Annotated in this window: 13 protein-coding genes; 5 read left to right on the forward strand and 8 right to left on the reverse strand. The window is 40.4% G+C overall.

What is annotated here, in order from left to right; genetic code table 11:
• Positions 1 to 116: 116 nt before the first annotated feature.
• Entirely contained in the window at positions 117 to 2,969 is a 2,853-nt protein-coding gene (carB, locus tag IE056_RS12055) for a carbamoyl-phosphate synthase large subunit (RefSeq protein WP_189604969.1), read from the reverse strand.
• Positions 2,970 to 3,074: 105 nt separating this feature from the next.
• A complete protein-coding gene (gene rpmH, locus IE056_RS12060; RefSeq protein ID WP_013071475.1) occupies positions 3,075 to 3,233 on the reverse strand; it encodes a 50S ribosomal protein L34 in 159 nt (52 codons plus the stop codon).
• 162 nt (positions 3,234 to 3,395) lie between these two features.
• On the opposite strand from rpmH, the gene IE056_RS12065 reads away from it, so the two are divergent.
• Together IE056_RS12065 and IE056_RS12070 are read left to right on the forward strand one after the other, a co-directional pair.
• Entirely contained in the window at positions 3,396 to 3,911 is a 516-nt protein-coding gene (locus IE056_RS12065; protein ID WP_189604970.1) for a tetratricopeptide repeat protein, read from the forward strand.
• A gap of 149 nt (positions 3,912 to 4,060) precedes the next feature.
• Complete coding sequence (locus tag IE056_RS12070) at positions 4,061 to 4,765, forward strand: TlpA family protein disulfide reductase (RefSeq protein WP_189604971.1); 705 nt, start codon at positions 4,061 to 4,063, stop codon at positions 4,763 to 4,765.
• A 580-nt stretch (positions 4,766 to 5,345) separates the two neighbouring features.
• Here the strand turns inward: IE056_RS12070 and IE056_RS12075 are convergent.
• Together IE056_RS12075 and IE056_RS12080 are read right to left on the reverse strand one after the other, a co-directional pair.
• Positions 5,346 to 6,275: a lytic transglycosylase domain-containing protein gene (locus IE056_RS12075; RefSeq protein ID WP_189604972.1), complete on the reverse strand. Its 930-nt coding sequence runs from the start codon at positions 6,273 to 6,275 to the stop codon at positions 5,346 to 5,348.
• Between the two features lie 10 nt (positions 6,276 to 6,285).
• Positions 6,286 to 6,984: an alpha/beta fold hydrolase gene (locus IE056_RS12080; RefSeq protein ID WP_189604973.1), complete on the reverse strand. Its 699-nt coding sequence runs from the start codon at positions 6,982 to 6,984 to the stop codon at positions 6,286 to 6,288.
• Positions 6,985 to 7,208: 224 nt separating this feature from the next.
• On the opposite strand from IE056_RS12080, the gene IE056_RS12085 reads away from it, so the two are divergent.
• The gene (locus IE056_RS12085) at positions 7,209 to 7,511 is read left to right on the forward strand and encodes an N-acetyltransferase (RefSeq protein ID WP_189604974.1); all 303 of its coding nucleotides are present in this window, start codon (positions 7,209 to 7,211) and stop codon (positions 7,509 to 7,511) included.
• Here IE056_RS12085 and mtaB read toward each other — a convergent pair.
• Positions 7,508 to 8,848, reverse strand: a complete 1,341-nt coding sequence (mtaB, locus tag IE056_RS12090; protein ID WP_189604975.1) for a tRNA (N(6)-L-threonylcarbamoyladenosine(37)-C(2))-methylthiotransferase MtaB — start codon at positions 8,846 to 8,848, stop codon at positions 7,508 to 7,510. The genes IE056_RS12085 and mtaB overlap by 4 nt on opposite strands.
• 178 nt (positions 8,849 to 9,026) lie before the next feature.
• Between mtaB and IE056_RS12095 the strand changes: the two genes are divergently transcribed.
• Positions 9,027 to 9,296: a hypothetical protein gene (locus IE056_RS12095; protein WP_189604976.1), complete on the forward strand. Its 270-nt coding sequence runs from the start codon at positions 9,027 to 9,029 to the stop codon at positions 9,294 to 9,296.
• A 94-nt stretch (positions 9,297 to 9,390) separates the two neighbouring features.
• Here IE056_RS12095 and IE056_RS12100 read toward each other — a convergent pair whose 3' ends face one another.
• The 3 genes from IE056_RS12100 to IE056_RS12110 form a co-directional block, all read right to left on the reverse strand.
• A complete protein-coding gene (locus tag IE056_RS12100; protein WP_189604977.1) occupies positions 9,391 to 10,185 on the reverse strand; it encodes a hypothetical protein in 795 nt (264 codons plus the stop codon).
• 52 nt (positions 10,186 to 10,237) lie between these two features.
• The gene (locus tag IE056_RS12105) at positions 10,238 to 11,410 is read right to left on the reverse strand and encodes a GlmU family protein (protein ID WP_189604978.1); all 1,173 of its coding nucleotides are present in this window, start codon (positions 11,408 to 11,410) and stop codon (positions 10,238 to 10,240) included.
• A gap of 209 nt (positions 11,411 to 11,619) precedes the next feature.
• Complete coding sequence (locus tag IE056_RS12110) at positions 11,620 to 11,871, reverse strand: type B 50S ribosomal protein L31 (RefSeq protein WP_189604979.1); 252 nt, start codon at positions 11,869 to 11,871, stop codon at positions 11,620 to 11,622.
• A 180-nt stretch (positions 11,872 to 12,051) separates the two neighbouring features.
• On the opposite strand from IE056_RS12110, the gene IE056_RS12115 reads away from it, so the two are divergent.
• Positions 12,052 to 12,582 carry a DUF4199 domain-containing protein gene (locus IE056_RS12115; protein WP_189604980.1) on the forward strand — a complete coding sequence of 177 codons (531 nt, stop codon included), beginning with the start codon at positions 12,052 to 12,054 and terminating at the stop codon, positions 12,580 to 12,582.
• The last annotated feature ends 3 nt before the right edge of the window (positions 12,583 to 12,585 follow it).

Genomic DNA, 12,585 nt, shown 5'->3' on the forward strand with positions numbered 1-12,585 from the left:
TCAACTACAACCAGTGAGGTATAAAAAGGAAAGGTAGTGACCGAAATCACTACCTTTATAAAAAATTTAATTAAATAATCTGTATCGATTATTCAGGACTAGACACATTATTGAGCTTATTTGCTCAAATACATCTTTCTTCTTGAATAAAGCTCGTAAAAGGCATCATCTCTCAGGCTGTCAATAAACAGGATGCTTTCCCCGGTACTTTTCATTTCAGGGCCCAGTTGCTTGTTTACTTTATGGAATTTATCAAAGGAAAAAACCGGTTGCTTGATGGCATAACCTTCCAGCTGCGGATCAAATTTGAAATCCTTCACCTTTTTATCTCCCAGCATAACCTTAGTCGCGAAATTCACATAAGGTTGTTTGTAAGCCTTGGCGATAAAAGGAACCGTTCTGGAAGCCCTTGGATTGGCTTCGATGATGTACACCATGTCGTCTTTAATAGCAAACTGAATGTTAATCAAACCAACTGTATTCAATGCCAGTGCAATTTTTCGGGTGTGGTCTTTTATCTGCTGCATAACTAAATCTCCAAGATTGAATGGGGGCAGTACGGCATTAGAGTCACCGGAGTGAATTCCGCAGGGCTCTATATGCTCCATGATCCCAATGATCTGGACATCTTCCCCGTCACAGATAGCATCAGCTTCGGCTTCAATGGCACCGTCTAAATAATGATCGAGCAGCAGTTTGTTGTTCGGTATTTTCCGTAGTAAATCCACTACATGTTCTTCGAGTTCTTTCTTGTTGATCACAATTTTCATTCCCTGTCCTCCAAGTACATACGAAGGCCTCACCAGGATTGGAAAATCAAGTTCATCAGAAAGTTTCAGAGCTTCTTCAGCAGTTTCGGCAACCCCAAATTCCGGATAAGGGATGTCATTTTCCTGAAGCAGTCTGGAAAAACTTCCGCGGTCTTCAGCAAGATCGAGTGCCTTATAGCTGGTTCCCATGATTTTAATTCCGTAGCGATCCAATTTTTCAGCAAGTTTAAGTGCTGTTTGTCCGCCCAGCTGCACGATCACCCCTTCGGGCTTTTCATGGCGGATGATATCATAGATATGTTCCCAGAATACCGGCTCGAAATAAAGTTTATCTGAAATATCAAAGTCGGTTGAAACCGTTTCAGGATTACAGTTGATCATGATGGTTTCGTAACCACATTCAGATGCGGCAAGCACCCCGTGCACACAGCAGTAATCGAATTCAATCCCCTGCCCGATTCGGTTTGGTCCCGAACCAAGAACCACAATCTTCTTTTTATCTGAAGATTTACTGTCGTTCTCTACATATTTTGTGCCTCCTGAAGTTTCAATTTCAGCTTCAAAAGTAGAGTAGTAAAAAGGTGTTTCCGCTTTAAATTCCGCAGCACAGGTATCCACCAGTTTATAAACTCGGTTGATGCCCAGCTCGTCTCTTTTGTTGTACACCTGACTTTCAAGGCAATCTACCATATAAGCGATTTGCCGGTCTGCAAAACCTTTTTGCTTTGCTTCGAGTAAAAGGTCTTTTGGTAAAGAATCAATGGAAAAGTTAGAAATTTCCACCTCCAGGGCATGCAGTTCTTCATATTGTTTGAGGAACCACATATCTATTTTAGTAATCTCGTGGATGCGGCTCAACGGAATCCCCAGCTGAATGGCATCGTAGATCACAAACACCCTGTCCCAGCTTGGGTGAGTGAGTTTATCAATAATCTGTTCGTAGTTGGTATAACCTTTCCCATCTGCACCAAGTCCGTTGCGCTTGATCTCAAGGGACTGCGTCGCTTTATGCAATGCTTCCTGGAAGGAACGGCCAATTCCCATCACTTCCCCTACAGATTTCATTTGCAGGCCAAGGGTGCGGTCACTGCCTTCAAATTTATCAAAGTTCCAGCGCGGGATCTTTACTATAACATAATCTAACGTAGGTTCAAATAATGCTGAGGTAGATTTGGTGATCTGATTTTCCAGCTCGTCCAGGTGGTAACCCAATGCAAGTTTGGCAGCGATCTTGGCAATAGGATATCCCGTAGCTTTTGAAGCCAGGGCCGATGACCTGGAGGTACGCGGATTGATCTCTATCGCTATAATATCTTCCTTCTCATCTGGACTTACGGCAAACTGAACATTACATCCACCGGCAAAATCCCCGATACTGCGCATCATTTTAATGGCCATATCCCGCATTCTCTGGTAGCAGGTATCACTCAGAGTCATGGCCGGTGCCACTGTTATAGAGTCACCTGTATGGATTCCCATAGGATCCATGTTCTCTATAGAACAAATGATCACGACATTGTCATTCTTGTCCCGCAACAATTCCAGCTCATATTCTTTCCAGCCAAGAAGTGCTTTATCAATTAAAACCTCGTGAATTGGAGAGGCTTCAAGTCCCCTTGTCAGCAGCTCGTCAAATTGATCTTCGGTATGTACAAAGGAAGCTCCACTACCCCCAAGGGTAAAGGAGGCACGTATCACCAAAGGAAATCCAAATTCCTGCGCTACTTCCTTTCCTTCCAGATAAGAAGTTACCGTTTGAGCAGGAGCAACAGGTATCCCAATCCGGCTCATTAACTGCTTAAACTTTTCCCGGTCTTCGGTAATATTGATGGCGTCAATATCCACCCCGATAAGTTTCACTCCAAAGTCTTCCCATATCCCCTTTTCATCCGCTTCGATACAAAGGTTAAGGGCAGTTTGTCCGCCCATGGTTGGTAAAACAGCATCAATATTAGGATGTTTTTTTAATATCTCAACAATGGAGCGTGTGGTTAGTGGTTTCAAATACACATGATCGGCCATGGAAGGATCGGTCATGATGGTTGCAGGATTGGAGTTGATAAGAACAGTCTCAATTCCTTCCTCGCTTAGAGATTTCAGGGCTTGTGCTCCTGCATAGTCAAATTCACAGGCCTGGCCAATAATAATTGGGCCCGACCCGATTAGTAGTACACATTTAAAGTTTTGATTCTTGGGCATCTGAAAAATTTATAGTGGAGTTATAAAACTATGAAGCTTTTAGGTATAAAAAAAGGCGTTACTTAAAAAAGTAACACCTTTGTTATTTTCGAAAACTAATTATCATTAGTGTTTGTGTCTGTTCTCTGAGGAAACCGATAATTTCTTTCTTCCTTTAGCCCTTCTACGGGCCAGCACTTTTCTTCCGTTAACACTCGCCATACGCTCTCTGAAACCGTGCTTGTTTTTTCTTTTCCTCTTAGATGGTTGAAACGTTCTTTTCATGATAATTATCTTTAATCTTCTTTGAAATCGCTTGAAATAATGTTTTAAGACCTGTCCCTAAAACTGCGGGCAAATATACAAAGAGTTTTCACTCTCACAAACCCTAAATTAAAATAATTTTCAATTATTTTTCTTACCTTTGCGGCCTTCAAAATAACGAATATGTTCAATAAAAATTTCAAATTGATTCTTGCCGGAATCATTTTCGCCCTCGCTATTTGGCAATTTATAGAAGGAAACATAGGAAATGGTATTTTCTTAATCCTGCTTGCCTCTATCTTCATTTTCCTTTATTTTAAGAATGAAATGATCCTGATGGCTTTTCTTCGACTTAGAAAGCAGGATTTCGACGGAGCAAAAAAATGGCTGGATAAAATAAAGGATCCTGAAAAAGCACTTACCAAAAAACAACAGGGTTACTACTGGTACCTGCACGGACTCATGGTTTCACAAACCAACATTACCCAGGCGGAGAAATTTTTTAAAAGAGCCATTAAACTGGGGCTTTCCATGGATCAGGACCTGGCCATGGCAAAACTGAATCTTGCTGGGATCGCCATGACCAAAAGAAGGAAACGCGAAGCACAAATGCTGCTTCAGGAAGCCAAAAAACTTGATAAGCATAAAATGCTGGATGAGCAAATCAAGATGATGAAACAGCAAATGAAAAAGATCTAAAGCCACTCTGTGGCTTTTTTCATTAAGTGAAAGTTATTTCCTGTTAAAACCATTGTTGGTTAACTAATATACCGGCTCTTTATCGAATACTTTTCGTAACGGCTCACTTCTTCATTAATTTTGTAGAAGGTAATGTTAATGAAGGTTATATGGTAAGAGTTTTACTCTTTTTTTTTACTATTTTTCTTTCAGTTTCGGGAAATGCACAGGATGAAAACCTTTATTTTTCTGAAGCTCTTGCCATGCATTTGCCTAAATATGATACCAAGGCACAGAAGGCTTACCGTGCAGACGACGAGGAGCGGGCTAAATTTCTTTTTGATTCCCTTGTAAATAATTGCCTCAAAGGCAGTTACCTCGACAATTTTAAGGTAAAGAATCTCAAAAAAAGAGTAATCCCATTAGATGAGATCAAGAAACCACTCTACCTCATCACCAATGCTTCCTGGATCGTTCCCACCAAAGGGGAGGTCCCTGCGTTGAATGAACTTGCCGATAAATATCATGACAGGATAGACTTTGTAGTCCTTTTCTGGGACAATCAAAAGACTGCGAAAGCACTTGCCAAACAATACCACAAATCGATCAGGGTGCTTTATGTGGACGAACTAAGCAACGAAAGCAACTACGTAATCAAAAACCTGAAACACTCCCTGGGCGTCCCCACCTCATTCCTTCTTACCGAAGACAAAAAAATAGTGGACATACGCCGCAGCGTAACCCATCCCTACGGAGTAAAATCTGAAGAATCTTTCAATATCAATCACAAAGCTTTTTCTGAAGGAATTTCCACCCTGCTAATCCGTGACAGCAGTGAATTAAGTCAGCATGCACCTGAAGGAAAGTTACCTTAACGTACTTTTTGTTAACCTGAATTTGTCTTTTTGAAGGGATCAGGATGAACATTTGTTTTTCATAAACCTGGATATGTCAGATTGGATCCCGAAGGGTTTGCAGGTATATAAAACCTGGGACCGACATAATATCCGACCCCGTAGGGTCATATCCTTTCCTTACTAGTTAATTTATAAAATATGATACTCTTTCAGGGGGTTGGGTTTATCCTTTTAATTCCACGGTAAGTTTCGTTTTTAATCAGGGTGCGTGAGATCCATTCTCAAAAGGAGTAAATAATTAAAAAATTTCGGACCGGGGTGCGTGATCCAATTCTTAAGGGCTTGCATATTTTCTAACATCCAGAACTCGACATAACATTCGGCCCGTAGGGGTCACATTCCCTACTAGTTGTTTTTACACATATGAGAGCCTTTTAGAGCTGGATTTTCTGGTTTACTTTTTCTAAGTGCTAGAGAATTAACCCTACTAAAACAAACTATGCTTTCAAAAGGTCTTCGACTAATCCTTCCCGCAGTCAGGCTCAGGATAGCGATCAGCTAAAAATAAAAAGAAGCATTTGTAAACCCTCCCTATTTTCTAATCCATCATACTGTAATAACCTTTTTCAGGCAATTCAATGAAGTATTCTTTCCTGGAGCGGTTGTTCAAATGCGCTTCCCGCAGCCAAGGATTATGGATTTTTAAAATCTTGTAATTGATTCCGAAATTTCTGGCAAAGGCAGGGAAATCTGTTACTGCTGTATCTACTTTTACTTTATAGGAAGGCACATCATGGTAAAGATCTTTCTCCCTGAAATTGAACCCGAATCTTTTGGGATCCTGAAGGATCTCCTTTAGCGCCAGAATCCTGAAAACGTATCTTCCCGTCTCTTCACCTAATAAAAGATCGTAATAATCTCCCACTTCCTGCCGGTCCAGCTGCTTGCTGATCCCGTAATTTCCGGCGTTGTATGCTGCTGCTGCCAGTGTCCAGGAACCAAATCTCTCTTTGGACTTTTTCAGATATTGAGCCGCAGCCCTGGTGGATTTCTCCAGATTATATCGTTCATCAACATTGGAATTGATCTCCAGCCCTAATTCCTTTCCGGTGGGTTCCATAAATTGCCAGAAGCCCCTGGCTCCTGCCGGAGACACTGCATTTGTCAATCCACTTTCTATGACCGCGATATATTTTAAATCATCGGGCACCCCATATTCAGCAAGAATAGGTTCTATCACCGGAAAATATTTGTTCGCTCTTTTGATCAGTAAAAAAGCATTGGATTGCCAGTAGGTGTTCACCAAAAGCTCCCGATCCATTCGCTCATAAATATCGGGACTCTCCACGGGAACAGGTTCACCTGCAAACTCAAGGTTATCGGGCACAGGAATCGCGTATACGTTATAATCATTCACGAGCCTTTCCTTTTGATTCTCGTCTGTATTCTCATCCTGCACTGCATAAATACTAAATGCACCGGCTACTATTACAGTACCCAACAACAGCATCTTCTTGGTCGCTTTCATCTTCAGTTTTTTAATATTGTTCTTCTTTTGTTTTCTGTAGCTTACCTGTTTCAATGATCTCATCCAGGTGCTCATTAAACCACCGGAAACGATTAATGATCATTACATGTGTACCCCCGGGAACGGTAATACAACCTTCGATATATTTATGTGGGAAGATCTCATCTTTATCCCCATGAATATGAACGATTTCCTGCATAGGATCTCTTTTATCCCAGCATACCATTTGTGCAATCGCCCAGTCAAGGTAGCGAGTATCAGTAATAGAAAGGTACTTTCGGTAAAGTTTAATCCGTTTCTGGGCATAATCTCCTACCGCCAGCTTTTCCAGAAAATCCAACTGCCCCGCAAGGCTGGTCGGTAAGATCCTGAAGAATCCGGTAGACTTTGCATAGCGCATTCTCCTGGGTAGCTCCCGCTGGCATTTTACACTGGAAATAATGATGAGCCGTTTTACGGTAAGAAACTGTGCCATTTCCTGAACCACAACTCCTCCAAAAGATACTCCTATCAGCACAATGTTATCATGCTTTACTTTCTTACATAACCTTTGGGCATATTCATTCAGCGTTTCCCTTTTCTTCGGCAACAGCCAGTCCAGCCAATGGATCTCATATTTCTCCTTTGGAAGCTCAATGTTTTCAAATATGGTAGGATTTGCAGCCAAACCGGGCATACAATACACATGAATTAAAGAATCTTCTTTCATTTACACAGCAATTGATGCCTAAATTGGCATAAAAACAGTACTTTTATGTTCAAATTTAATGGATTTTTACGGCTTTTTGATGGTTCACACCTCTAAATAGTAAAACTATTTCTGTCCTCTTTTATTATGTGATCATGTCATACATGAAGCCTTCAAACTGTAGGGTCTTCACTACGTAAATATGGCGGACTTTTTGATACAGTATAACAAATAATTCTACCGAAATGAGCACTGAACTATCTATTAATGACAACGAATTCCTCCGACAGTTCGAAAGTGAAATTGAAGGAGAGCTGGTTAAAATCGAATATTCCCAACAGGATCGAAAAATATTTCTTACAAAAGTGGTAATGAGCGACGAACTTCGCGAAAAAGGATACCTGGAAAAATTTATCAACACGGTACTGGAAGAGATCAAAGACAGGGAATCACACAGAGTGGTTCCAACAAGTCCCGCGATTGCAAAATATATGCGCAAAAACAAAAGGAAATATAAAGACCTATTGCCTGTTGGTATAAATATTTAGACAGCCAGGGCAGCCGGCTCTTCTATCCATTCAAATCTCACCAGTCCATCTTCATCGATACGGTCTAACCGAATCTCCTGAAGCGTATTCACCAATGCAGGATTCCACGGAGTTTTTACTTTTACATAATTCTCTGTAAAGCCGTGGATATATCCTTCTTTGTTTTCACCTTCAAATAAAACAGTGCCACTATTCCCTATCTGGGATTCATAAAATGCACGGCGCTTTTTAGCTGAAAGTCCGCGAAGCATTTTACTCCTTTTCTTTCTGACTTTAGCAGGAACAGGGTCGGCCATTTCTGCTGCAACGGTATTGTCTCTTTCTGAATATGTAAATACATGCAAGTAAGAAATATCCAGATCATTCAGGAAATTGTAAGTCTCGATAAATTGTTCATTCGTTTCCCCGGGGAAACCTACAATTACATCTACGCCTATACAGGCATCTGGCATGGTCGCTTTGATCTTTTCAACCCGGTCCACATACAATTCGCGCATATACCTGCGACGCATCGCCTTCAGGATGGTATTACTGCCGCTTTGCAATGGAATATGAAAGTGAGGAACGAATGTATTGCTCCGGGAAACAAAATCAATCGTTTCATTTTTCAGAAGGTTTGGCTCTATGGAAGAGATGCGCAGGCGCTCAATACCTTCCACTTCATCAAGGGCTTTCACTAGATCCAGAAAAGTATGTTCGTGTTTTTTGTTACCGAACTCCCCTTTTCCATAATCCCCGATATTTACACCGGTAAGCACGATTTCCTTTATTCCTTTATCACTGATGGTTTTTGCATTCTGAAGTACATTTTCCAGGGTATCACTTCTGGAAATACCACGGGCCAGCGGGATGGTACAGTAGGTACATTTATAGTCGCACCCATCCTGAACCTTTAAAAAGGCACGGGTCCTGTCCCCAAAAGAATAAGAGCCCACATAGAAATCTGCTTCCTGTATCTCGCAGGAATGGATCTCCCCAAAGTCATTTTTGGAAAGGTCGTTCAGGTAATTGGTGATTTTGAATTTCTCTGTAGCACCTAACACCAGATCCACTCCATCTACAGCCGCCAGTTCTTCAGGCTTTAGCTGGGCGTAGCAACCAACAGCTATGACAAAAGCGTTCTCATTGGCTTTTTGCGCCTGCTTTACGATGGTTTTAAAGCGTTTGTCTGCATTATCGGTCACCGAGCAGGTGTTGATAACATAAATATCTGCAGCTTCTGAAAAATCGACCCTGCTGAAGCCTTCCTCTCTAAAGGAACGAGCAATGGTAGAAGTTTCTGAAAAATTCAGTTTACAGCCAAGGGTATAAAATGCTACTTTTTTGGTACTTTCCATATTCATCTTCTGAAGTACCTGCTCACAATCAGCAGGTTTTCAATTACTAAAAATGCTGTTCAAAATCACCTTTTGAAGCCCGCAAAGATACCAACTATAATTGATTTTATAAAATAGCGGAGGCCTTCTGAAATCTTCTGGATTTATTTTTTTCGGTTATATTTATTAAAATTTAAGAATGAGTTTCGGAAGTGCCATCGGGGCTATTGTAAGTCAGAAAAATAACCGCAGGGAAAGAACAGCCAAAACCGATAAGTTCCTGGCCACCACCGGTTCCGGAATCAGCGGAGTAAAAAGTCATCGTAACCCCAGCGATGGAGAGCTTAAAGAACTCCGGAAAAAAATGATCCTTGCTCACAAAAAAAGAAAGCAGAAGATCCTGATTATCACCGCCGGCATTCTTTTTGTGCTTGCTGTTGTTTTCTTCTATTTTATGTTCTGGTATTAAAAAGCGAAAATTACAAAAGCTGAAGCGTTTTGATCTTAGTGAAGGACTGGGATAAAATTCTGGATTTTTTTGCTATGGGATCAGAGAATCTGAATTACAAACTATACGAATGGATCTCTTCTCCCTTTGCCGAATTTAAACTAACGTTGACTTCTTCCCCATGTCGAGCAGCAAAGTCAGCCACAATACTTTTTAGTTGTTCCAGTTCGCCATCAAACCGAAAAATGACCGGTTCGGCAAACCAGTATCCGTGAAGTTCAGGGAGCTGCATCGCGCCGTTAGCGATCTCAAAATATCCGTAGTGACCATCTTTATGCTGTTCAAAAACGGCATTTTCGGCTTTTAATTCATCTGTGAATTTCTGCGCCAGCGCAGCAGAGGATTCTTCGTGATAACCTATAATTCCCCAATAGGTATTCTCGGGAATTTTGAAGAGCGTTTCATTTTCAACAAAAACATTTACGGGAGAAAACAGCTCCATGAAGTATTTTTCATCATCCACGATTAGTTTTCCTTTATTCGAAACCCCTTCATTGACAAATTCTATCTCATAAGTGCCGTTTTCATACGGAAAGATCCTTTCGGAAGTAGCAGGTCCTATTGCTGTCAAACAAACTTCAGGTATATAAATTCCGGGGTAGTTTATCTTCAGACCTTCGGGTGCGTAATTAAACTCTGTTACCAACCCGTAATTCATACAAGGCTGTTGTTCCACCGTCTCTGACCTGATCTTTAACTCCGGACCTTCTTCCGATAATTCCTCCAGCATTGTCACCTTGATACCAGATCTTATGGGTGCCAGATCACTTTGATCGGGTTCGTTGAAAACTTCAGTAGAACAGGAACAGTAGAGAAAGGCAGAAATAAATATGAAGATATAATTTTTCACCTGATTATCATTTGTTTAGCTAATGCTAAAAATAACTAAAAAATTGGATCTTTTAGATCCTTCTCCATTTTTTTGTCTGCTCAAATACATGCTCCAGGATAGCTTTATCTTCTTCGGTAAATTCGATATTTCTACGCTGCATCACGATTTCTGCAACTTCAAAAGCTTTGGAAGTTTTGTAGGTGGTGATGCCTCCGCTACCTCCCCAACTGAAATCGGGTATAAAATTGCGGGGAAATCCGGCTCCAAAGATATTGGAACTCACCCCAACCACAGTTCCGGTATTGAACATGGTATTGATTCCGCATTTACTGTGATCCCCCATCATCAGTCCGCAGAATTGCAATCCTGTTGAGGAAAACCCTTCAGAATCATAATCCCACAGCCTCACTTCAGCGTAGTTATTTTTCAGATTGGAGGTATTTGTATCAGCTCCAAGATTACACCATTCCCCAAGAACAGAATTTCCCAGGAATCCTTCATGACCTTTATTGGAATAACTAAAAATCACGGAATTTTTTACCTCTCCTCCTACTTTACTAAAAGGCCCCACGGTAGTAGCTCCATAGATTTTGGACCCCATTTTCAAACCAGATCCTTCACATAAAGCAAAAGGCCCTCGCACAATGCTTCCTTCCATGATCTCTGCATCTTTACCAATGTAAATAGGCCCTTCGGAAGCATTTAAAATGCTAAATTCCACCTTTGCTCCTTCTTCCAAAAAGATATTTTCGGGAGCAAGAGTTTGATTGGTAGCCGAAAGAGGCTCGGTTTGCCTGTCACGTGTTAATAATTCGAAATCGGATGAAATGGCTTCTCCGTTTTTTTCAAATAAATGCCATGTCTGACTTACGGTAAAAGCTTCTCCTTCCAGTTCAATAGCTTCAAAAGAGTTAAGATCTACTTCCTGATCTTCATTTGCAAAGAAAGCCACAATATCCTCTTCATGAAAAATAGCCTGATTTTCCTGCAGGTCTAAAATTTGAGCTACCAACTCTTCCGTGGGCAGAAAAGAAGCATTGATCATGATATTCTTTTCGGTCTCTACCATTGGCCATTTATCAGCCAGATAATCTTCGGTTACGGTAGAAGTGGTTGTTTGCAGCCACTTCTCCCATTTTTCCCTTATCGTAAGGATCCCGATCCTAAGATCGGCCACAGGGCGGGTAAAAGTGAAAGGCAAAAGCTGGTTCCTGGCAGAACCGTCAAAAAGAATATAATTCATGTTCGTTATTTTTTCGGTAAATGTACGAGGATCAGGAGAATTATGAAACTGCTAATGTGTGTTCTAACGAAATTGTAACATGTTAGTGCAGACCTTAAGCAGATTTTGTTTCTATGGTGATTAAAATCTCGTCCAGAAGTCTTAAAAAATTACAAAATGAAAAAGCCTCCATTTCTGGAGGCTTTCCTATATATTATAAAAGCAAGAGTTTATTTCTTGAATTTAGCGTATTTGTTCTTGAACTTGTCGATACGACCAGCTGTATCCAATAATTTGGATTTACCAGTGTAAAATGGGTGAGAAGTTCTGGAAATTTCCAATTTTATCAAAGGATATTCCTGACCTTCAACCTCAATAGTTTCTTTAGTATTTGCGGTAGATTTAGAAATAAAAACTTCGTCATTAGACATGTCTTTAAACGCTACCAATCTATAATTTTCCGGATGGATTCCCTGCTTCATCTCTTTAATCTTTAAAATCTTGTAATTTTTTCGAGGTGCAAATTTAATTAATTTTTCGAAAGAAACAACTATTAAATCTTATTTTTCGCACCAAAAGGAAAGTTAACGTTCCTGTGTAACGTTTTGTTATCTTTGCTTACTAATTGTGCATAAAATTTAACCAATCCAAAATTAGTGAAAATGGAACAATCAACAGCACAATCGCCTGGCAAATTTGCCATTACGTATGGAGTAATCCTGGGAATTATCATTGTATTAATAGCATTATTAATGTATGTTACGGGAATGGCTCTTGAAGGAATTCAATGGCCAATGTACATTTATTATGTCATTTTTCCCGTTGTAATCATTATTGCTATTAAGGCTTATAAAAAAGAAAATAGTGGTTTTTTAAGTGTTAGTGAAGCTTTAAAAACCGGCGTTGCAACTGCAGTTATCAGCGGATTGATATTTTTGGTTTACAACCTGCTTTTTAATTACATTATAGAACCAACCTATGCCCAGCAGGCAATTGACGCCACAAGAGATCAATTATCTGAAGCCGGAACAATGACAGATGAGCAGATAGAAGCGACCCTCGAGTGGGTGAAATGGGGATCTGATCCTTTAATTGGAAGTGCCATCTGGATTGCCTTTAGTGCATTTCTTGGATTGATTTATTCTCTCATTGCAGGGTTGATCATGAAGCAGAAAAGACCATACGAAGTTTAAAGA

The sequence above is a fragment of the Salinimicrobium marinum genome (assembly GCF_014651535.1).
GTDB classification, from domain to species: domain Bacteria; phylum Bacteroidota; class Bacteroidia; order Flavobacteriales; family Flavobacteriaceae; genus Salinimicrobium; species Salinimicrobium marinum.

Excerpts from the sequence above, each read along its gene's own strand:
- rpmH (WP_013071475.1), bottom strand. The coding sequence starts at position 3,233 with ATGAAAAGAACGTTTCAACCATCTAAGAGGAAAAGAAAAAACAAGCAC.
- IE056_RS12105 (WP_189604978.1), bottom strand. The coding sequence starts at position 11,410 with ATGAATTATATTCTTTTTGACGGTTCTGCCAGGAACCAGCTTTTGCCT.
- IE056_RS12115 (WP_189604980.1), top strand. The coding sequence starts at position 12,052 with ATGGAACAATCAACAGCACAATCGCCTGGCAAATTTGCCATTACGTAT.
- IE056_RS12075 (WP_189604972.1), bottom strand. The coding sequence starts at position 6,275 with ATGAAAGCGACCAAGAAGATGCTGTTGTTGGGTACTGTAATAGTAGCC.
- IE056_RS12070 (WP_189604971.1), top strand. The coding sequence starts at position 4,061 with ATGGTAAGAGTTTTACTCTTTTTTTTTACTATTTTTCTTTCAGTTTCG.
- IE056_RS12095 (WP_189604976.1), top strand. The coding sequence starts at position 9,027 with ATGAGTTTCGGAAGTGCCATCGGGGCTATTGTAAGTCAGAAAAATAAC.
- IE056_RS12110 (WP_189604979.1), bottom strand. The coding sequence starts at position 11,871 with ATGAAGCAGGGAATCCATCCGGAAAATTATAGATTGGTAGCGTTTAAA.
- IE056_RS12080 (WP_189604973.1), bottom strand. The coding sequence starts at position 6,984 with ATGAAAGAAGATTCTTTAATTCATGTGTATTGTATGCCCGGTTTGGCT.
- IE056_RS12065 (WP_189604970.1), top strand. The coding sequence starts at position 3,396 with ATGTTCAATAAAAATTTCAAATTGATTCTTGCCGGAATCATTTTCGCC.
- carB (WP_189604969.1), bottom strand. The coding sequence starts at position 2,969 with ATGCCCAAGAATCAAAACTTTAAATGTGTACTACTAATCGGGTCGGGC.
- mtaB (WP_189604975.1), bottom strand. The coding sequence starts at position 8,848 with ATGGAAAGTACCAAAAAAGTAGCATTTTATACCCTTGGCTGTAAACTG.
- IE056_RS12085 (WP_189604974.1), top strand. The coding sequence starts at position 7,209 with ATGAGCACTGAACTATCTATTAATGACAACGAATTCCTCCGACAGTTC.